This window comes from Nostoc mirabile CHAB5784 (assembly GCF_020829645.1).
Taxonomy (GTDB): Bacteria; Cyanobacteriota; Cyanobacteriia; order Cyanobacteriales; family Nostocaceae; genus Nostoc; species Nostoc mirabile.
Map to the genome: position 1 here is coordinate 47,678 of NZ_JAIVFS010000010.1, position 21,201 is coordinate 68,878.

The 21,201-nt window shown below is 39.6% G+C and carries 18 protein-coding genes, 2 tRNA genes and 1 pseudogene; 14 read left to right on the forward strand and 7 right to left on the reverse strand.

All coding sequences use genetic code 11. The features are described from left to right. Positions 1 to 350 precede the first annotated feature (350 nt). Entirely contained in the window at positions 351 to 1,745 is a 1,395-nt protein-coding gene (locus LC653_RS09555) for a hemolysin family protein (RefSeq protein WP_229494254.1), read from the reverse strand. Between the two features lie 65 nt (positions 1,746 to 1,810). Continuing rightward, positions 1,811 to 2,512: a hypothetical protein gene (locus tag LC653_RS09560; RefSeq protein ID WP_229494255.1), complete on the reverse strand. Its 702-nt coding sequence runs from the start codon at positions 2,510 to 2,512 to the stop codon at positions 1,811 to 1,813. A gap of 559 nt (positions 2,513 to 3,071) precedes the next feature. On the opposite strand from LC653_RS09560, the gene LC653_RS09565 reads away from it, so the two are divergent. Further along, complete coding sequence (locus LC653_RS09565) at positions 3,072 to 3,857, forward strand: FkbM family methyltransferase (RefSeq protein WP_229494256.1); 786 nt, start codon at positions 3,072 to 3,074, stop codon at positions 3,855 to 3,857. 59 nt (positions 3,858 to 3,916) lie between these two features. Here LC653_RS09565 and LC653_RS09570 read toward each other — a convergent pair. Then, a pseudogene (locus tag LC653_RS09570) lies at positions 3,917 to 4,011 on the reverse strand (IS1 family transposase); the annotation flags it as partial. A gap of 170 nt (positions 4,012 to 4,181) precedes the next feature. On the opposite strand from LC653_RS09570, the gene LC653_RS09575 reads away from it, so the two are divergent. Then, positions 4,182 to 4,254 (forward strand) — tRNA-Ile (locus LC653_RS09575). A gap of 197 nt (positions 4,255 to 4,451) precedes the next feature. On the opposite strand, the gene LC653_RS09580 is transcribed toward LC653_RS09575, so the two are convergent. Beyond that, positions 4,452 to 4,886, reverse strand: coding sequence for a hypothetical protein (locus LC653_RS09580; protein WP_229494257.1), 435 nt, complete (start codon positions 4,884 to 4,886; stop codon positions 4,452 to 4,454). Positions 4,887 to 4,986: 100 nt separating this feature from the next. On the opposite strand from LC653_RS09580, the gene pyrE reads away from it, so the two are divergent. Further along, entirely contained in the window at positions 4,987 to 5,610 is a 624-nt protein-coding gene (gene pyrE / locus LC653_RS09585; RefSeq protein WP_229494258.1) for an orotate phosphoribosyltransferase, read from the forward strand. 91 nt (positions 5,611 to 5,701) lie between these two features. On the opposite strand, the gene LC653_RS09590 is transcribed toward pyrE, so the two are convergent. Continuing rightward, positions 5,702 to 5,773: transfer RNA gene (locus tag LC653_RS09590), tRNA-Thr, on the reverse strand. Positions 5,774 to 6,582: 809 nt separating this feature from the next. On the opposite strand from LC653_RS09590, the gene argF reads away from it, so the two are divergent. The 7 genes from argF to LC653_RS09625 all read left to right on the forward strand — a co-directional run bounded on the left by argF (position 6,583) and on the right by LC653_RS09625 (position 14,201). Further along, positions 6,583 to 7,503: an ornithine carbamoyltransferase gene (gene argF / locus LC653_RS09595; protein WP_229494259.1), complete on the forward strand. Its 921-nt coding sequence runs from the start codon at positions 6,583 to 6,585 to the stop codon at positions 7,501 to 7,503. A 232-nt stretch (positions 7,504 to 7,735) separates the two neighbouring features. Then, the gene (lexA, locus tag LC653_RS09600; RefSeq protein WP_229494260.1) at positions 7,736 to 8,341 is read left to right on the forward strand and encodes a transcriptional repressor LexA; all 606 of its coding nucleotides are present in this window, start codon (positions 7,736 to 7,738) and stop codon (positions 8,339 to 8,341) included. A 172-nt stretch (positions 8,342 to 8,513) separates the two neighbouring features. Beyond that, positions 8,514 to 9,992, forward strand: a complete 1,479-nt coding sequence (locus LC653_RS09605; RefSeq protein WP_229494261.1) for a DNA phosphorothioation system restriction enzyme — start codon at positions 8,514 to 8,516, stop codon at positions 9,990 to 9,992. A 287-nt stretch (positions 9,993 to 10,279) separates the two neighbouring features. Beyond that, on the forward strand, positions 10,280 to 10,453 hold the full coding sequence (locus LC653_RS09610) for a hypothetical protein (RefSeq protein WP_180277607.1): 174 nt from the start codon (positions 10,280 to 10,282) through the stop codon (positions 10,451 to 10,453). Beyond that, on the forward strand, positions 10,450 to 12,522 hold the full coding sequence (locus LC653_RS09615) for an AAA family ATPase (protein WP_229494262.1): 2,073 nt from the start codon (positions 10,450 to 10,452) through the stop codon (positions 12,520 to 12,522). The genes LC653_RS09610 and LC653_RS09615 overlap by 4 nt, the downstream gene beginning before the upstream one ends. Before the next feature lie 235 nt (positions 12,523 to 12,757). Further along, entirely contained in the window at positions 12,758 to 13,228 is a 471-nt protein-coding gene (locus tag LC653_RS09620) for a DNA phosphorothioation-associated protein 4 (RefSeq protein ID WP_229494263.1), read from the forward strand. 31 nt (positions 13,229 to 13,259) lie between these two features. Then, positions 13,260 to 14,201 carry an HNH endonuclease gene (locus tag LC653_RS09625; RefSeq protein WP_229494264.1) on the forward strand — a complete coding sequence of 314 codons (942 nt, stop codon included), beginning with the start codon at positions 13,260 to 13,262 and terminating at the stop codon, positions 14,199 to 14,201. On the opposite strand, the gene LC653_RS09630 is transcribed toward LC653_RS09625, so the two are convergent. Next, positions 14,202 to 15,800 (reverse strand): DGQHR domain-containing protein, encoded by a 1,599-nt coding sequence (locus LC653_RS09630; protein WP_229494265.1) that lies wholly within the window; start codon positions 15,798 to 15,800, stop codon positions 14,202 to 14,204. A 172-nt stretch (positions 15,801 to 15,972) separates the two neighbouring features. Between LC653_RS09630 and dndC the strand changes: the two genes are divergently transcribed. From dndC to dndD, 3 genes are all read left to right on the forward strand, one after another. Further along, positions 15,973 to 17,631, forward strand: coding sequence for a DNA phosphorothioation system sulfurtransferase DndC (dndC, locus tag LC653_RS09635; protein WP_229494266.1), 1,659 nt, complete (start codon positions 15,973 to 15,975; stop codon positions 17,629 to 17,631). Between the two features lie 72 nt (positions 17,632 to 17,703). Beyond that, positions 17,704 to 18,117 carry an IS200/IS605 family transposase gene (gene tnpA / locus LC653_RS09640; protein WP_229494267.1) on the forward strand — a complete coding sequence of 138 codons (414 nt, stop codon included), beginning with the start codon at positions 17,704 to 17,706 and terminating at the stop codon, positions 18,115 to 18,117. A 177-nt stretch (positions 18,118 to 18,294) separates the two neighbouring features. Beyond that, positions 18,295 to 20,280, forward strand: coding sequence for a DNA sulfur modification protein DndD (gene dndD / locus LC653_RS09645; RefSeq protein WP_229494268.1), 1,986 nt, complete (start codon positions 18,295 to 18,297; stop codon positions 20,278 to 20,280). Positions 20,281 to 20,336: 56 nt separating this feature from the next. Here the strand turns inward: dndD and LC653_RS09650 are convergent, their stop codons facing one another. After that, positions 20,337 to 20,693 (reverse strand): four helix bundle protein, encoded by a 357-nt coding sequence (locus tag LC653_RS09650; protein ID WP_229494269.1) that lies wholly within the window; start codon positions 20,691 to 20,693, stop codon positions 20,337 to 20,339. 112 nt (positions 20,694 to 20,805) lie between these two features. On the opposite strand from LC653_RS09650, the gene dndE reads away from it, so the two are divergent. Next, entirely contained in the window at positions 20,806 to 21,192 is a 387-nt protein-coding gene (gene dndE, locus LC653_RS09655) for a DNA sulfur modification protein DndE (protein WP_229494270.1), read from the forward strand. The last annotated feature ends 9 nt before the right edge of the window (positions 21,193 to 21,201 follow it).

Genomic DNA, 21,201 nt, shown 5'->3' on the forward strand with positions numbered 1-21,201 from the left:
GAGTTTTAGCCTTAACCCAAGCGTATTGCTCTTTACTCTGCGTTCTTTGCGCCTAATAAGGTTAGAAAAATTACTTTTAAACCGCAGAGGCACAGAGAAGCCAGTGCGCCCTTGCGGTTAAGAGACTTGTACCCCTGCGGGGATCTTGCTAGCAAGAGCGTCTCCCCGAATCCCATTCGTGAGAGGCTAGCGCCTGCCGTAGGATGCCCGAACGCGAACAGCGTCTCCTGTCTTGAGAAGGGCTGTAGGGAGAAGCAACTGGCGCAGCGCAGAGAGAAAAAAAGAGATTTTACTAGTCACCTTGAAAGGGCTACTCCTAACTCCTGTACAGACGCGATTAATCGCGTCTCCTAACTCTCAACTCCTAACTCTTGTAACCGTTGCAGTTGAATTTGATGCAGGCGTGGGCCAACAATTGATACTACGGTGAATTCGAGATTTTGATAACGGAAGGTTTCGCCTTTGGCGGGAATTTTCTGTAACTGATACAGCAAAAAGCCCCCTAGCGTCTGATATTCTCTTGTCAGGGGCAAATCGAGATGCAAAACTTCGTTGAGGTCTTCGAGGTTGATCTGCGCCTGCACTAAAAATTTATGCTCATCTAACATCTGAATCAGCAAGTCGTCGTTGCTTTCAGGTTCGCTGGCGTCACCAATGATTTCGGCAATGACATCTTTGATTGTCACTAGTCCCACAGTAGAGCCAAATTCATTTACTACCATGACCATAGCTGGTTTCTCTTGCTGCATCATGGGCAAAAGCTCACTCAGGGACGTGTGTTCGGGAACAAACCGGGCGGGACGCATCCAAGGTTGGATTTGTGTCTCTAAACTGAGCTTTCCTACAGCTAAAGGTTGTGCCAAATCTTTAAAATAAACAATGCCACGAACATCGTCTAAAGATTCACCAATCACGGGATAACGAGAGTAACCAGTAGCAGCCATTTCCTTGAGTAATGTCTGGAAGGTAGCATCTTTTGGCAGCGTGATAATACTGGTGCGGGGGATCATCACATCTTGGGCCATGACATCCCCAAACTCAAAGACATTATTGAGCAATTCTCGCTCCGCACGCTGTAAACCAGTAGACCCCCATTCTGTAGAGATAATCAGTTGCAATTCTTCGGGAGTCACAGGTGGCCTCCAGCCTTGACCTGTGTATTGGATGCCAAAAATCCGCAATAAAAAACGAGTTGATTGGTTGAGAATCCAGATGAAGGGCCCAAAAAAACGCACGATCGCTTTTACCGAAGGCCCTAAAAATCTAGCTAGCTGTTCTGAGTACAGCATAGCTAAGGATTTGGGACATAATTCTCCGATCACAATTTGCAGATAGGCAATCAAGAAAAAAGCAATGGGAATTGATAGAGAATGCGCCAAGAAGGTAGTCATGCTACTTGGTAAAGGCCAGGATTTTAACCATGCATTCACCAGCACGACAATCGTACTTTCGCCAATCCATCCCAATGCCAAACTGGAGAGGGTAATACCTAACTGGGTGGTAGATAGTAGCCTGTCAATACTACGTTGTAGCATCTCGACTGCGATCGCTGGAATATCGCCAGCCTTAACTAGCTGGTGAATACGCGATCGCCGCACGCTCACCATCGAAAATTCCGCCGTCACAAAAAAGGCATTTATGGCAATCAGCAGTAGCACTGACAATAACCGTAGCGCCACGTCTGTCCAAATTAAATTAGGAAAACCAATCACCACCAAAGCTCGTGTAAAACTCACGCCCTCCATTTAGGGGAATAGGGGATAGGGAATAGGGAATAGTAAAAAATAACAGATAATCACCAATGCCCAATCTACCTTTCTACGGGAATATTCAATGCCTCTAGCTTTAATTCTTGAGCGGGATAATCAGTGAGAGCAAGTGATATTTTCTTGACATCATCAAGTGAAGCTGTGGGAATGCTCACTGTACCTGTAAATGCTGGCCCATTTGCAGGCAATTCTGTTGGTAAACCCTCTGTACTAGGACTCAGGGTTCGTCCTTTATCATCGGTAACATCTAAAAAACTATATAGGAAGCGCACAGAATCTTTACCTTTGTTCTGCATTTTCACCTTCAGTAGCAAATCACCACCAGAGTAGCGGACAGATTGTACAGACATGGTTACGCCCTCACTCAAGGCTGTAACTGGAAAACCTGGTTGGAGTTTTTCTTCAACTACTGCTGGGGGTTTCTCCTCTGGCTTCTGCTTGCTGCTATTGGTTTCTTCATCATCGTCCTCTAGCTTTTCCGATTTATCAGCCTTGGTCTTACCCTCAATTCGCGCTTTGACAATTTTCAGAATTTCGTCCTCTTTTAATAACACTAGCCCTCCCTGTTGGGAGTTATTTGTCTTATTACTGGCAAATTTGGTTGTGGGACGCCCATCTGGTGTAGTAACGCCTTTAAGTGCTGAACTCCCCAATTCAAACCCCAAAAAGGCGCTCACAGAACCTGCTCCCATCATCAGGATTAACAAAATCAAAGTAAGAAGTACAGTAGAATTTATTTTCATCGCTGACAAGCTATCACATAAGAATGCTGGTCTATTTAAGAATAGTGAAGCTTTTGACCTCAATCCTTAAAGGAACTTAATCAATATTAGTTTGCACTATTTCATAATTAAATTATGTAATATAAAAATTTGGTAGGCTATACTACTTACGTACTGTGCAAAAGTACAATCTTGTCTATATAACGTAAATACGTCGTTTCAGCCTTTTGAAAATCACCCTTTATAGGTTTTAATCGCCATCTGCGCTCTACAGCACAACCCGTTCAAGACGGTTTGCCCCACATCTGTCTTCGCTTTAGGGGGATTTATATTACGTTTTAGCTATCTCCATCTGTTTGAACCATTCCACTGTTACACAAATATCATTTAAAACCCTCTACCATACCATAATTTATTTTTGCAAGTGGTCTAATGATGATATTAAGTTTTCTTACCAGAGAGGGTTGACTTTTAATGTAGCTCCATATATATTTCATTTGTTACTCTTGAATTAAAGTCTAGTCATAGATTTTTTAGATATCAACAATAACATAGTTGTGAAAATATAAAAGATTTAATTATGAAACTTTTAGCTATACGTATTCTTAGCTTATTAATAGGTGTAGAAAATATTCCTTATCTTAAACTCTTTGTAGCAAAATTATTTTTATCCAAAACAGCCCGTAAAGCAATTAACTATGACTATTTAACTGGAAAAGTCATCAAAAAAGCCTTGGATTCTTCCTCGATTTGTGTGGATGTAGGCTGTCATCACGGAATTATACTAGGTATAATGATGAGATATTGTAGTCAAGGTAGGTTTTTTGCATTTGAGCCATTACCTATTTCATATAAGTATTTAGTTAAACAATTTGATATGCCAAACGTTGAGATATTTAACATGGCATTAAGTGACACAAAAGGGACTGCAAAGTTTAATTATGTGGTAGACAATTCTGCTTACAGCAGTTTACAGAAGGGTCAGGAATTTACATCAAACAAGAAAATAGTTGAAATAACTGTAGAAACTGATCTTTTAGATAATATATTAGAGAGTAAATTACATAGCAATCAAAAGATATCATTCATAAAAATAGATGTTGAAGGAGCAGAACTGCAAGTTTTAGTTGGCGCAAAAAATGTTATTAAAAGAGACAAGCCTATTATAATCTTTGAGTTTGCTTTACCAACGGCAGGCTACTACGCAACTAAACCTGAAGATATTTATAACTTACTTTGTTTGGAATGTGGACTGAAAATTTCTTTGCTAGATTCCTGGCTCAACGGTGCAAAGCCTTTAAATGAAGAGGAGTTTAAAGAGCAATATTACGATAGTATTAACTATTATTTTATAGCTTATCCTTAGTCTAAAATGAGTTTATCGTCCTAACTCATGCTCAATGCAAATGCGATCGCCTTAAACTCAGCCAAAATGCTCTTTTCTAAGTGGTTCACTGCCGTCCAAACCCAAATTTTGTTTTTTTCGAGCCGACAAACGTTTCTAATTTATCGAGTTTTCCATTTTATTTAAGTTTTAGCTTATTTCCAGATTGAGTATTTATAGACCATAGATTCATGCTATAAATAGGTAATTACCTAACATACCTTGCTCACACTAGGAATTAGCCAAGAAAGTTAAACTAAAAGTTTAAATGATTAACTCCTAGCAAGCAAAAAGCCAACAAAACAAGCGCCTTTGGCCGATTGGGGAGGCAGCGAACTCATAATTCGCCTTCAGGCTGGTTCGATTCCAGCAGGGCGCACTGAATCATTAAAAAACAATATGTGTTATGTTACAAGTCCCTCAAAGATGATTGGGACATAAGTAATACTAAATTATCTTGAGCATTGACATTTTTCTTCAACTCCTCCAGCCATAATCTGGTAATTCAGACATTAGTCAATAGTTGCTGACAAATGACAAGGAACTAAGGACTAATGACTTCATAGAGTAAGACTGTTACCGAGGTGGTAAAGTTTCAAACCTGAATTCAGTTCCTACTTTGAGTTTGTTGCTATTCAAACGAGGAGACATCATTAGCGATGTGTCGTAAGGATTTGGTAAATCAGGAGTGCGAATATATGGATCATTGCCAACTTGCTGAGTCAGGACATCATGATATAAAGTGTTAAGCAACTGAGCATCGCGGGCAATTTCATTTTCTGGGAAGGAACCACCGAAACCGTAACCAGCTCCTAGAAGTGAGTCTAGTTGGCGCTTGAGGCTACCATTTTCGTAGAAATTGCGATCGTGACGAAAATAAGCTCGCTCAAATACATCACTCGTAGTTTCAGTTTTGGGGGTTTCCGTTTGGGCAGATGCAACAGAGGGAAAAGCAATACCAGCAGCAAGCATTACCAATAAACCACCAAAGGTTTTAAATTTTATACCCACGTTCCTAACTCCTCAATTTTTGGGCAATCTTAATTTATGCTTAATTTCAGAACTCTGATGAGTTCAACCTTTGGTGTAGCACAACTTTTAATGTTTTGTAATGACGTATCCTACTGAAACTCTTACCCACTCAGATATTTGGGCAACTACTGCTGATTTGACTATTTTGCGCCACAAGCTACTAGATTTATTTTCTCAACTGGCTTATCAAGAGGGTGATTTTGTTCTCGCTTCTGGGCTACGTAGTTCTTATTATGTCAATAAGATGCAGGTAACACTCCACCCTCAAGGAGCTTTAGCTGTTGGACGATTGCTGTTTCCTTTATTACCCGTAGATACACAAGCTGTAGGTGGTTTAACGATGGGGGCTGACCCAATGGTGACAGCAGTGAGTATAGTTTCTGTTTATGAAAACCGACCCATACCAGCGCTGATTATTCGCAAGGAAGCCAAGGGTTATGGAACGAAAGCTTATATAGAAGGCCCCAGTTTACCAGAAGGTGCAAAAGTAGTAGTTTTGGAAGATGTGGTGACAACTGGGCAATCTGCTTTAAAAGCAGTTGAGCGTCTTAAAGATGCAGGTTATACCGTAAGTCAAGTAATTTCACTGGTAGACCGACAGCAAGGAGGGGGTGAGTTGTACCAGTCAGCAGGGTTGAAGTTTGAAACTTTGTTTTCGATTCAGCAAGTTCAGGAACGCTACCGACAACTTGCGAATTCATGAATATGTAAATATACGGTTTAGTTAAAGACTAAAACATCAACTCGTGTAATGTAGAGCCAAAAACCTCCGCCTTTGGGGGATTTTTCGTTAAAGCCAGCAGCGGGATTTGAACTCGCGACCTTCCGATTACAAGTCGGATGCACTACCACTGTGCTATGCTGGCAACTTTGGCGATTGCTTTTAATTAGCAACCACGATTTATTATTGTACCATAATAAGTTTCTTTGTCTAGCTGTAATTGCTAAAAAATATCTCCCTGTTCAGAAATTAGGCTAGAAGACCAGAGATTTTGCCAATATCGCTGCTTTTGTGCCCCTAGATCGTTTAATTGGCGTTGCAACTGTGATTAGCATAAAAAAATCAGTGATTCTGCTCACTGATAAAGTTGATAAATTAGTATGCATGGCAAAAGCTAACTCAAATCCTGGGCTAGATGCAAAAATATTTGGTAAAGTTTTAAAACTGTATTTTCTTGACACAGCTGAATAAAGGGACAAAAATATTTGACACTCCCTTCGGCTAAAGCCGAAGGGATTCTTGGTTCAACGAGTCCACTTAACCTAGACCCCTTGCGGTATCTTAGCCTCCTTGTGGTTCTCTCCCCTTCGCGCAGCGTCTCGAAGAGAAGTTTTAACTTCCGGTATGCCCTACCGTAGTTGGATTGCTCCAAAATTTGTTTGATTTAAATGCTGTTTGTCTAGCTCCCATGTTCGCGTTAGCGTCTCGTAGAGAAGATTTTACCTATTCCTGGGATGTTCTAAAACTATGGAATAGAACCCTATATCTTCAATTGTCTTGGCGTAGCCTCTCCCTTTGGGAGAAGGTTCAGCACGGCAGTTGCTCCACTTGGGGAGACCCCAAGACCGCACTGCCTCGTCTACGTGTTAGGTAGCAATCGGGTTTTTTAAGTGGTTGATTACCCTTCCACTAGTCTTATTTTACCATGATAATTATTTTTTACAGATCACAAGCATGGCAGCATTGCTCGGACGAGATTTATTAAGTCTGGCGGACATCAGTCCAACAGAACTTCAAGAACTCCTGCAATTGGCAACTCAACTTAAATCACAACAGTTGAAGTTGCAGTGTAATAAAGTTTTGGGGTTATTGTTCTCCAAAGCTTCAACTCGTACACGGGTAAGTTTTACTGTGGCGATGTACCAACTGGGTGGACAGGTAATCGATCTCAACCCTAATGTCACTCAAGTTAGTCGTGGAGAACCTTTACAGGATACAGCCCGTGTGTTAGACCGATATCTGGATATTTTGGCAATTCGCACTTTTGCACAGCAAGATTTAGAAACTTTTGCTCACTATGCCAAGATTCCGGTAATTAATGCGCTTACCGATGCAGAACATCCTTGTCAGGTATTAGCTGATTTATTGACGATTCAAGAAAGCTTTAACACCCTTGCTGGGTTAACTTTGACCTACGTGGGCGATGGGAATAATATGGCTAATTCTCTGATGTTGGGCTGTGCTTTGGTGGGAATGAATGTTAGAATTGCCACCCCTAGCGGATATGAGCCAGATTCTAAGATTGTAGAACAAGCAAGAGCGATCGCTAATAACAAAACGGAAGTCCTCGTCACTCATGATCCAGAATTAGCAGCTAAGGGTTCTGCTGTACTTTACACTGATGTTTGGGCGAGTATGGGGCAAGAAGCAGAAGCAGACAATCGAATGCCAATTTTCCAGCCTTATCAAATTTCGGAGCAGCTATTGAGCCTTGCAAAACCAGAGGCAATTGTTTTACACTGCTTACCAGCCCATCGTGGTGAAGAAATTACCGAAGCTGTTATTGAAGGTTCTCAATCACGAGTTTGGGAACAGGCAGAAAATCGCTTGCACGCCCAAAAAGCTTTACTTGCAAGTATCTTAGGGGCAAAATGAAAAGAGTTAAAAGACGCGATTAATCGCGTCTGTACAAAAGTTAAGAGTCAGAATGGCGAGTGGGCAGCTGGCTCTTAACTACTTAAAATTTGTAAAAATCAAGAATAAATTGGTAAAAGAAAAGAGAATATTTTTGCTTTTGACTTTCATATTTTCATTTTTCTCTTGTTATGGGGAGTTTTTTGTAGTACTAATGTTCTAGAGACATTTATAATTACTTCCCGCTTTTTTTATGGAACGTCTAACTGAAGCTCAACAAGAACTTTACGAATGGTTGGCAGAATACATCCGATCGCACCAGCATTCGCCTTCAATTCGGCAAATGATGCAAGCGATGAACTTGAAGTCACCAGCGCCAATTCAAAGTCGTTTAGAACATTTACGCACTAAGGGATATATAGAATGGACTGAAGGCCAAGCACGAACGATTCGGATTTTGCGTCCTGTTAAGCAAGGTGTACCAATTTTGGGCACGATCGCTGCTGGTGGTTTAATAGAACCGTTTACTGATGCTGTAGATCATTTAGACTTTTCTAATTTCGATTTACCTCCCCAAACTTACGCTTTGCGGGTAGCTGGCGATAGCATGATTGAAGATTTAATTGCTGATGGCGATGTGGTATTTCTGCGTCCAGTAGCAGAACCAAATCATTTAAAAAATGGTACTATCGTCGCCGCCAGAGTCGATGGATTCGGTACAACATTAAAACGTTTTTATCGCCAAGGCGATCGGGTTACCCTCAAACCAGCAAATCCTAAGTACAATCCCATTGAAGTCATGGCTCAACAAGTGCAGGTGCAAGGTTCTCTCATTGGTGTTTGGCGTGGTTACAACTGAGTAATGGGGAGTGGGGAGTAGGGAGTAGGGAGTGGGGGAGATGAGGGAGAGTAGAGGACAAGGGGAGATAATTCTTAACTCCTAACTCAGCACTCAGCATTCAGCACTCAGCACTCTTAATGCCCAATGCCCATTAATTAGGGTTCGTTACCATCTTTGTGCTTAACATTTTATGTACCTGACGCAAAATTCAGTGCAGCAACTGCCCACTTTCTGGTTGAAATTACCAATTGCAAGGGAAAATTTGGGCAGTTATTACACTTTGCAACCATTACCAGGATGCCCAAGAATGCCTGTGTCTTTGCAATTGCGGCAATATCAGCAACAAGCGATTGCTAGCTGGTTTACCAACAATGGCAGAGGGACGCTGAAAATGGCTACTGGTAGTGGTAAAACTATTACTGCACTAGCGATCGCCTGTGAACTCTACCAACAGATTAATTTACAAGTTCTGTTGGTAGTGTGTCCCTATCGTCATCTCGTCACCCAATGGGCGCGAGAATGTGAAAAATTTAATTTGCAACCCATTTTAGCTTTTGAGAATTTACGTACTTGGCAAAGTCAACTTTCTACCGAAATTTATAATCTGCGTTCTGGTTCTCAACGGTTTGTGACTGTGATTACTACGAACTCCACTTTAATTGGAGATGGTTTTCAGTCTCAACTCAAATATTTTCCCGCGAAAACTTTAATTATTGGTGATGAGGCACATAATTTAGGCGCACCCAAATTAGAAGAAAGTTTACCGCGCAGTGTTGGGTTGAGACTGGCTTTATCTGCCACACCAGAGAGATATTTTGATGATTTTGGTACGCAATCTCTATTTGATTATTTTGGCCCAGTTCTCCAACCAGAGTTTACTTTGAGGGATGCGATCGCTCAAGGTGCTTTGGTACATTATTTGTATTATCCGGTGTTGGTGGAATTAACTGAAGCAGAAAGTATTGCCTATTTAAAGTTAACTAAAAAAATTGGGCGATCACTTCTTTATCGAGATCGAGAAAATGGCGAAGCGGGATTTGAAGACAATGAAGATTTAAAGCCGTTGTTGATGCAAAGAGCAAGGTTAATTGGTGCGGCGGAAAATAAATTAAATGCTTTGCGGGATTTAATGATCACTCGCCGCGAAACTACTCATACACTTTTTTATTGTAGTGATGGTTCCCAAGAGGCGGGACAACGTTCATCTCTACGCCAACTCAAAGCTGTTGCTAAAATTCTGGGTGTGGATTTAGGTTACAAGGTAAGTACCTATACAGCCCAAACAACTTTACAAGAAAGGGAAATTTTACGGCATCAATTTGAAAGTGGAGAGTTGCAAGGTTTAGTCGCAATTCGTTGTTTAGATGAAGGTGTCGATATTCCGGCAATTCAAACTGCGGTGATTTTATCAAGTTCTGGTAATCCCCGTCAGTTTATCCAGCGACGGGGACGAGTTTTACGTCCTCATCCTGCGAAAGAACGCGCGACAATATTTGACATGATTGTTTTGCCACCAGACTTAGATAGAGAAACTATAGAAGTTGAGCGTAATCTGCTGAAAAAGGAATTACGGCGCTTTGTAGAGTTTGCTGATTTAGCTGATAACGCAGGCGTTGCAAGAATGAAGTTACTTGATTTACAAAAGCGATATGGTTTATTAGATATTTGATGAGCAATTGTAAAATTTTTCGAGTTTTGAAAAAAGAAGCATTAAGTATGAAATAATAAAATTATGAAGTAGATCATAATGGGATGTAAGTAAAATTTTTAAAGCTACTTACATCCCATTATGATCTAGATTAGCTAAAATAAATAATAACAGAAAAAAATTAAATAATAAAGCGTTTTTTCAAATAAAATTAGGATTTTAAAGATAACGCAAACAGTGGCTTTACTGAGGCTATTCCAGCACTAGAGAAAGTTAAAATATAGAAAAACTATATTTCAAAATCAGATATGTCACAAGAGGCGAATATCGATGATGTACAGGAGCCAATAACCAGCGCTCCGCCGGAAGTACGGCAAATTATTGAGCGGGTATGGAAGCTGGAGAAAGGCAGGCTAGATAAAAAGATTAACAGCCATATAAATGATAATATTTTGGACATTATTAAGGAAGAGGTGCGATGAAGCTAACTTCAATCAAGCTATGCAACTTTCGCTCCTTTTATGGTACGACACCAGAAATGATTCTGGCTGGGGGAAATGCTCAAAACACGACAGTTATTCATGGTAATAATGGCTCTGGTAAAACTAGCTTGCTGAATGCCTTTACGTGGGTATTGTATGATAAATTTAGTGCAGCGTTTGCATCGATAGAGCAGTTGGTAAATAAGCGTGCGATCGCAGAAACCCAAAAAGGTCAAGCTGTAGAATGTTGGGTAGAAATTGGCTGGGAACATGAAGGTAAACGCTATCGAGTTAAACGCGCCTGTCGGGGTTATAAAAACGAAGGAGATTTTGACGCTGGCAAAACTCAATTAACTATGTGGGTTGGTGCGGATGATGGCAAATGGAATATACCAACTCAGCAACCAGACGATATAATTAATCAAATTTTACCCGCTACTCTACATCAATATTTTTTCTTTGACGGCGAACGAATTGAAGAAATAGTCCGTTCTGATAAAAAAGCTGAAATTGCTGAAGCTACAAAAATTTTCTTGGGTGTGGAAGTAATCAACCGTTCCATCAGACATTTGGGAGATGCTAAAAAAACTCTAGAAAATGAGTTAAAAGCTATTGGGGATTCTGAAACTAAACAACTATTACGACAGCAAGAAAAGTTAGAACGCGAACGTGAACGTATTACCAAACGGCAAACAGAAATTAAAGAAGAGTTAGAATATCAACAAACTTTTAAAAAAGAGACAAGTAACCGTTTACGAGAACTGAGTGCTGCTAAGGAATTGCAAGAAAGATGGCAGGATTTAGAATTACAGAAAGCGGCAAATCAAGAAGAATATAAAAAAACCAAAGAAGCGCTGAAAAAAGTTATTTCCGCGCGGGGTTATACCGTTTTACTCTCAGAGACTACAGCACAGTTCCGAGGAATTATCAATGATTTGAAGCAGAGAGGCGAGTTAACATCAGGAATTTCGCGGGAATTTGTCAATGATTTACTCAATTCTCAGCGCTGTATTTGTGGCGCAGAATTACACGCGGGTAATCATTCTCATACTCATGTGAGTACTTGGTTAAATAAAGTCGGTTCCTCGGCGGTGGAAGAAACTGCAATTCGCATGAGCGCTCAAGTCGATGAAATTGATAAGCAAGCCATAGGATTTTGGGAAGAAGTTGATAGAGAACAAGCCAGAATTAATCAGTTAAGGCAAAGCATATCTCAAATTGAAGGCGATTTAGACAATATTCAAGAACGGTTGCGAAAAGATGCTAATGAAGAAATTAGCAGTTTACAAAAACGCTTAGATGAAATTGAAAGTAAAATTGATGAATTGAATCGAGAACAGGGTGCAAATCAGCAGCAAATTGCTCAACTCACAACTGAGATTGAAGGTTTAAATAAACAAATTGCAAAGCAAAAGCTGAATGAAGACAAGCAAACTCTAGCACAGCGACGAATTAACGCCACTCAAGATGCAATTGAACGGTTAACGGAAGTTAGAAATCGTCAAGAACAACAATTTCGCCTGCAACTAGAAAAGCGAGTACAAGAAATATTCACGGAGATTTCTGTAACTCCATACATTCCTAAAATTAGTGAAAAATATGAACTGACATTAGTAGAAAATACTACAGGTATAGAAGCACCAGTTGCAGCATCCACAGGCGAGAATCAAATTCTCAGTTTATCCTTTATTGCCAGCATCATTGACAAAGTACGGGAATGGAGTGAGAAACGAAAAATGATGATGATTCCCGATAGTAGCACTTTCCCAATTGTGATGGATTCACCCTTCGGTAGTTTGGATGAGAATTCGCGGCGACACATTGCGAAGACAATTCCCCAATTAGCGAATCAGTTGATAGTTTTAGTTACTAAGACTCAGTGGCGGGGTGAAGTTGAAGCAGAGATGACAGAGAGAATTGGTAGAGAATATGTGCTTACGTATTATTCATCTAAGCCGGATTGCGAACAAGATTATATTGAGTTGGGTGGAGAAAGATATCCTTTGGTGAAACAAAGTCCGAACGAGTATGAATATACTGAAATTATTGCGGTTGAACGGGATGAGTAATTACAGCAGTTTTTATATATTTGAACCACATCTGTCTTAAGGGTACAGCAACGCTGTGTCCCTACCGCGTGGTTTATTTACCTGAAAATAGCTATGTTAGTGAATAATTTGTTTGTTTAAGCGATCGCCTAAATACTAGTATTAAATAATGCAGCGAAATGTGCGTAGGCGTAGCCAGCCGTAGGCATCGCTTTTAACTTTCGGTTAAGATAGCAACAATGTAGATATTAAAACAATGGCTGCAAACAGAATCAGGGTTGCTAAAGATAAGGCTGAGTTGGTGAAATCTTTAGTCGCATCAAAAGACACAACTGGGCCTTTTCAGACTTATGTAGAAGTTATGGTGTTTGCAGCAGCATTGGGCGTTAAAAATAAAAAGCGCATTCCTTTGGGGGAAACCACAAAAAGAGAACCATCTCCAATTCCACAAGAAAATTTTGCTTCATTGGGATATGACCTAATCATTAAATTATTAGGAATCAACGAAACGCAAGATATCAATATACTCTCATCTAGAGAAGAACAAGATGAAGATAAACGTACTCAAATATTTGAAGAATATGCTAATGGAGGACTAGAAATTTTACAAAACGAGTTGCGGGGTTCTGTTGACTACTCAGAGCGACTTCTATTAGTTCTGATTTCTGAAAAAGGAACAAAAGAACAGCTAGAAGAAGAATTTGACCTCAGTAAATTCTTAAATTGATTTTTTTGCTTGCTTAATTAAGTTATTAAATATGAAAAATATAGCATATTATGGTCAACGTTTTGCTGAATTAAATGTGAGTAATAGCAGGAAGCGTGGTAATGCTCAATATAAACCAATATTACTTTTATCTGTAATTGATTTGATTGCACGAGGTATCATTACCACTAATGAGATTCCAGTTTCAGACGAATTAATTCAAACCTTTGAGAGGTATTGGAATGTAATCGGTTCTCCGTCTTACAAAGGTGGTTTACACTATCCTTTCTTACATCTGCAAACTGAGGGCTTTTGGTATTTAAAATTTAAGCCTGAATTTAATGGGTTACAGCCAAAAACAATTAACAAGCTAAAGGAGGCTGTTGAATACGCATATCTAGACAGTGAATTATTTAACTTTTTAAAAGATGAATTTTGCAGAAAAGAACTAATTGATGCACTTGTGGCAGCTTTCTTTTCTGATAATGAAAATGATATAGAAGCAATTTTACAAATAAATCAAGCTTTTCAAGATGAGGCGGTAGAGATAGAAAAATTAATTGAAACAGTAAATTTAGAGACTAATCCAAGGTGGAGCTTGAAACGAGCAGTTATTAGAAATGCTTTTTTTAGAAAAGCAATTGTAAATGTTTATGATTACAGATGTGCCTTTTGTAGACTAAAAGTAACTAAAAAAATAAATCAAAACATTGTAGATGGCGCACACATTAAGCCATTTTCACAGTTTTATGATAGTAAAATTAATAATGGAATTGCTCTTTGCAAAAATCATCATTGGGCATTTGATAGAGGTTGGTTTGCTGTAGATGAGCAATACAAAATCATAGTTAGTAATGATTTGGAAGAAGCATCTCCCTATGCTAAACCTATGAAAGATTTTCATGGTGAAACAATACTTCTACCAAATACAGAGCAACATTTTCCAGAACTGGAAGCGCTGCAATGGCATCGCCAAAATATATTTCAAGCATAATTACAGGACAGGTGGAAGTCCTACCGCTTTCGGTTCAACAAACTCGCCATCAAAACCTATTGTTTTATTTTCAACAGTCCTAGCATCCGCCAAAGCCTTACGAAGTTCAGCACGTTCCATCTGTTCCTGAATTCCACCCAGGATGTAAACCAATAATTTCGCCGCCAAATCCCGTCCAGCAACCTGAACCCGCTTTTTATTTGGGTCATACAAAACCCCATACCAAAGAGATTGGGGATATTCCATACCACTAAAACCACCTTGCTGGTCAAACTTCCGCAGTTTCTTAAAAATATCTGCTAGGGAAAAACCTTTTTTAAAAACTAAAATTCCCAAAGCTTGCGCTAATGCAACTTGAGCAACCGGACGAAAAAGCATATTTCCTTCACCTCCATCCTTCTCAAAGCTGAAGCGCCGTAAAGCTGGTGTATCCTCGTGTTCTAAAATTTTATAACTAGAAAGACTAGCCAAAGAATCAAATAGCTTTTTAAATTCCTCAATTCCCTGCTCAAGTTCTTCATCCTCTGGACGCATGGGAATTAGACCTTTCTCCAAAGGTTTCCAGTGAGGGAACTTTTGAGCCAAATATCGCTCAGACATATCTTGCAGAGCTTGCAAAGTCGTTAAAACTGTAGAATTGGAGGCTACTGTTGCACTATTCCAATTGACACGGGGATTACGCTCTTGTCGTTGTTCTAATAGTGGATGTGTAACTGCAATTTTTCTAGCAACGATCGCAAAACCATCATCTTCATTCAACTGTGTTAGCTGACCTTTAGTCAAGGGTGCAGCCATCAGGTTGACATGAACAAAAATCGATCTCACTCTCCGCCTTGCCTGGGTGCGAGTTTCTCCAGCCGCTACCGCACAAATGAATTCAATACCAATTTTTTCCTTGGGTAAATTTTGCAAGTAAGCAAGGTCTACTTGGTACTTTTCTATCAAATCATTGACTGTAATAAAACTGTCATCAGCACCTTTATCTTTTTTATAGCGCTGGAGTTTACGAGTTTTAACTAACTCCATCAACCCCTGTACACCCATTAATCGGTGTTGACCATCTAACGCATAAATAGTCACATCATCTTCAGAAATATTTAGCAGACCTACCTTACCGTCTTTATCTAAGGGTATAAAATCAGTAGTAGACTTTGTGGCGCGTCCTTCACTATCCCACTCAGCAGCTTTGGGATTATCCACCCACGGTTGATTAATCACCACCAGCACCGCCGGAAACTTGTGATTTTGTCGAGCTGCCAAATACTGCACTAGCGGTGCTTGACGTGACCAATCAAGGGGACGCTGCTGAATTTCATCAATACTATCCGCGTCAATATCGACATTATCAGTCTCTGGATTATACTTTTTTTGAAACAGAGGTAAGCCAGAGGCGAAGTGAACCCGACCTGCAAACCATTCCAGTGTAACGGAGCTAACATAAGCCTCAGTACCACCCATCTCGGTTTTTTGAACGAGAATCTGATCTTTTCTCCCTAAAAACTTCTCCAGGAGTAAAGCTAGTACCTGTTTTTCCTTGTTTTCTCGTTCCAGGTACTCTCTAGCGATGTCAGAAGTTGGGTCAGATGTACTATCTTTCATGTTAAATTTTAAAAACAGAATAAGATTATGTCGTTTAATTATCCAAAAAACTGGATATTAGTAGTAAAGTTTTTAAAAACTTTTCTTTAACCCACGGAGGTGGGTTTTGTCTGTATAGCCGCGAATTTTATTCGCCCGAATATTAGGCCAGTGTTTCCAGAGAGAAGGAGAAATGACTACAGCACAACAAGCAGAAAATAAAGGTCAGCAAACACGTACTGTAGCAGAGTTAGTGGACTACATCCAAGCTCTCACCATTGAAATTCAAGAATTGTATTGTTTGGATGAGATACCTTGGGTGGTGGGCTATTCGGGCGGTAAAGATAGTACTGCTACTTTACAGCTTATCTGGAATGCGATCGCAGCACTACCAGTTGAAAAGCGAAAAAAGACTATTCATGTTATTACAACGGACACACTAGTAGAAAACCCTGTAGTCTCTGTTTGGGTACGCAAATCCTTAGAAAGGATGAGGGTTACTGCTAAAGAACAGAAAATGCCCATAGAACCCCATTTATTACAACCAGAAATTAAAGAGACATTCTGGGTAAGCTTGATTGGAAAAGGTTATCCAACGCCACGAGGAAAGTTTCGTTGGTGTACAGACCGTCTGAAAATTCATCCTTCTAACCGCTTTATCCGTGATGTGGTTAGAGTAAATGGGGAAGTTATTCTTGTTTTAGGTACGCGCAAAGCTGAAAGTGTCAAACGTGCTATCTCAATGGAGAAACATCAAGCAGGTAGCCTAAAAAATCGTCTAACTTCTGATTCAACTTCACCAACATCTCTGCTTTACCATAGTGTAAGCTTGCCTAATTCTTTAATTTATAGTCCTATTGAAGATTGGCGTACTGATGAAGTTTGGATTTACTTAAATCAATGGCAAAACCCTTGGGGATATAGCAACAAAGACTTATTCACCATGTATCGAGGTGCTACAGCAGATAATGAATGTCCTCTAGTTGTTGATACTTCTACTGCTAGCTGTGGTGATTCTCGATTTGGTTGCTGGGTTTGCACAATTGTTAGTAAGGATAAATCAATGGAGGCAATGATTCAAAATGATCAAGAGAAAGAATGGATGCAGCCTCTATTAGATATCCGCAATGAATTAGATAATAGAGATGACCGCGATAAAAGAGACTTCCGTCGCATCTGGGGAGAAGTCCAACTTTTTGAGCGTCATGTAGATGGTGAAGCTTCTATTGAACCAATTCACGGCCCCTATACCAAATATTGGCGGGAACATTGGCTTAGACGATTATTAGAAGCGCAAACAAAAACCCGTCGTACAGCACCAGAAAATATGCGCGACATTACCCTAATTACTCTAGAAGAAATGAGCGAAATTCGCCGTATTTGGCTAGAAGACAAACACGAATTTGATGATAGCTTACCCCGGATTTATCAAGAAGTGACTGGCGAAGAATTTCAAGATCCCCGTCCTGGTGCTGACTATAGCCTACTAGGTCGTGATGAATGGATAGTATTAGAAGAAATCTGTGAAGGTGACGCGATGCACTTGGAACTTATGGCGAAATTGTTAGACACAGAACGCCAATATCGCAAAAAGACTCGTCGTGTGGGAATATACGAAACCCTAGAAAAATGTTTTAATACAAGTTCCCGTTCTCCAGAAGATGCGATTAAAAATGCTCGTTTGAAACGTGAATTAAGCGAAGCAGTTAGTCAAGGTGACGTTGCAAAAGTCAAGCAGATGACTTTAGGCGATGTTGCAGCAATCAATGAAGTAGATGAAGCTGAAAGTGAAAGTGATCAGCAGGTAACTTGGGCAAGTATGAAATTCAAAAAGAGAAATTCGGAAGAATAAGAATAATATAATACCGGGCGATTGGAAATCGCGGCTACACAGACGAAACCCACCTTCGTGGGTTAAAGAGAAATGAGATCAAGTTTTACGCAATTGTATGTGCATTATGTTTGGGCGACTTGGGATAGATTGCCCATAATTACGCCTGATATTCAGAAGTTAGTTTACGGGGCAATTATTCGGGAATCTGAACAGTTAAAATGTACCGTAATTGCAATTGGTGGTATTGAAGATCATATACATCTGCTAACGGGTTTTCCGCCAACCATCAGTATCTCTGAATTGGTTAAACAAATTAAAGGAAGTTCTTCCCATTTCATCACCCACGAAATCAAGCCAGGTGAGTTTTTTAAATGGCAAGGTAGCTATGGAGCTTTTACAGTTAGTCATGATGCCATTGATAATATAGCCAATTACATCAGAAACCAAGCTAACCACCATAGCCAAAAATCAATCATTCCCACCTGGGAACTAACTCAAAAATAACCCAAGAACTATGAATTTAGTCCGCGTTCGCGTAGCGTTCCGAAGGAAAGGCGGACTTCGCTTGTGTAGCCGCGAATTCCATTCGCCCGATATCTTATAAACTTCGCCTGCCTGTGTAACCGCAAATCTCATTCGCCCGGTATTTCTTTCCCCGGTATTTAATAATCTTAAAACTCAATGATATTTCTTGAACTCGTATTACAAAACTTTGGCCCCTATAGTGGGAAACAGGTAATCAATCTTAACCCTAAAATTGATCAGGAAAACTCACACCCAATTATCCTCTTAGGTGGTATGAATGGCGGCGGAAAAACCACTCTTATGGATGCCATTCGTCTCGCCCTTTATGGCGCTCGTGCCCAATGTTCTACCCGTGGTAATTTAAGTTATAACGATTTCCTCAATCAATGTGTTAACAACAAAATAGATCCAGTTCTAGACACCCGGATTGAATTACTTTTTGAACATATTGAAAACGATAAACCAATAAAATACCGTGTTGTGCGTAGTTGGACAAAAAATCCTAAAGACGGTAAAGATACATTAGGTATTTTAGGCGACAGTGATACATGGCCTGATGCATTAGTTAATATCTGGGATGAATATATTGAAAATCTTCTACCATTAGGTATTTCTAACTTATTTCTCTTTGATGGTGAACAAGTTAAAGAACTTGCAGAACAGGAAATACCACCACCAGTTGTAGTAGATGCAATACGTGGACTTTTAGGGCTAGAGTTAGCAGATCGTTTAGCAGTTGATTTAGATATTTTAGTTAACCGTAAGCTGAAAGAAGTTGGTACTAGTAAGGATTTAGCAAACTTAGAGGAAATTGAAAGTAGGTTAACCCAACAGCAAGAAGATTATCAAACAACAGTAGAAAAATTAGAAACTTTCAAAAATCAGGTAGAAGAGTTAGAACAAAAGCAGCAAAAAGCCTTTGATAAATTCATTTCTGAAGGTGGGAAGATTGCAGCAGAACGAAATCAACTAGAACTACAACAGGATACAAAAACTGCGGAAATTGAACAAGTCCATCAATTGATGTGTGAATTGGCGGCTGATGTTTTACCTCTGGCATTAATTCCCAATTTGCTTACTCAGGCTCAAGCACAGGGGGAAAAAGAATTTCGCCATCAACAGGTACAAATCTCTAAGGATTTGTTACTTGAACGAGATCAGCGCTTACTCGCTTGGCTAACTCAAGTGGAAATTCCCCCAATACAAGTTAAACAAATTCAATCATTTTTAATCCAAGATGTAGATAGTTTATATGCAAAAAATATCCAGATAGAAGCGCCTTGGCTATTAGCAGATGATGAAACTTTAAGTCAGCTAGATAATCTCATATATCACTTACAAAATTCTAAATTTTCTGCAAAAGAGAAATTAGCTATTCTCAAAAATAAAGAAGAAGAAATTCATACTCTAGAAAGACAAGTGCAAACAGCAGCAGCACCAGAAGATTATACAAAGCTGCGTCAAGGACTAGAAGCGGCACAAAATAAAGTTGTTGAAGCTAAAGCAAATTACGAAACAATTCGCCGTCGTTTAGCTGAATTAGAAACTATTATTGCCAAGTCAAAAAAGGAATTAAGTGATTATACTGTAGAAAATATTAAACATAAAAATAGCGAACATATTATTACCTCAGCAGCAAAAGTTCAAAATACACTCAAGATTTTTCGTGAGAAATTAACCCTGCGAAAACTCAATAAATTAGAGGAAGAAGTTAAAAATTGCTTCCTTTATCTCCTCCATAAATCAGATTTAGTGCATCGCATCACCATTGATACTAAGACTTTTAGCCTTTCACTTTACGATTTAAATGGTAAACCTGTCCCTAAACATCGCCTCTCGGCTGGCGAAAAACAACTACTTGCGATCGCTTTCCTCTGGGGTTTAGCTAAAGTCTCTGGACACCGCCTACCAGTAGCAATCGATACCCCACTAGGCAGACTAGACTCCTCTCACCGGAGTAACTTAGTTGAACGTTACTTTCCATCCGCCAGCCATCAAGTAATTTTGTTATCTACCGATACTGAGATTGGAAAGAAAGAAGTCGAAACATTGCGAGAAAACGAAGCGATCGCCCGTGAATACCTGCTCAAATACGACTCCTCCACCCGCCAAACAACCATACAACCAGGATATTTTTGGTAATTCGTAATTCGTAATTCGTAATTCGTAATTCGTAATTCGTAATTCGTAATTCGTAGTTATTTACCTTTGAGCCGTTTGGTGGAAGCAACTAGAATTTTGCCAATTTCGTTTGCCTCTTGGAGGAGTAGTTGAAATTTGTGTCTATCCACTAGTTCGGATTCAATTAATATTTCCAACCAGTATTGTGTTTCTCTTGCTTCTTTCAAAGCAATTTCTAATTTATTGATAAAATCTTTACTAGATTGGGCAGACTGTGCTTCTCGTACATTTGCACCAATCGAAGTACCAGAACGGAGTAATTGTTTAGATAAAATTCGATAAACTCCAGATTTTTCATCTAAAAAGCAACAAGCTTTAACAATTCTTATTGCAAAACTTCTTATCCGGTCAGTAATACTACTATTAGTTACCATATTTTTCTTTTAAATCATAATATCTATGTTTCCCGCATATAAAAGAAAAACTAGAGTCTTAGTCTAAATCAATTACGAATTACGAATTACGAATTACGAATTACGAATTATTATGGAATCCCCCATCGAAAGAATTAAACTCTCCCAAACAGCCAAAGACCAACTTACCAAACTCAGACGTAGCACCAAAATCGACCAATGGAATATCCTATGCCGTTGGGCGTTTTGTCGTTCCCTCGCAGAAGCAACCGCACCTTCCCCCGTCCCAATTCCCCAAGATAGCAACGTCGAAATGACTTGGCGCGTCTTTGGCGGCGAAATGTCTGATATACTCCTCCTCGCCCTCAAGCAACGCTGTCACAATGACGGTTATTCCACCGACAAAGAAACCCTCGCCACCCAATTCCGCTTACATTTGCATCGCGGTATTGCCTACTTAGCAGGCGATCCAAATATCAAGAAAATTGAAGATTTAATTGAACTGGCCATTAAACCTTGAAAGAATATT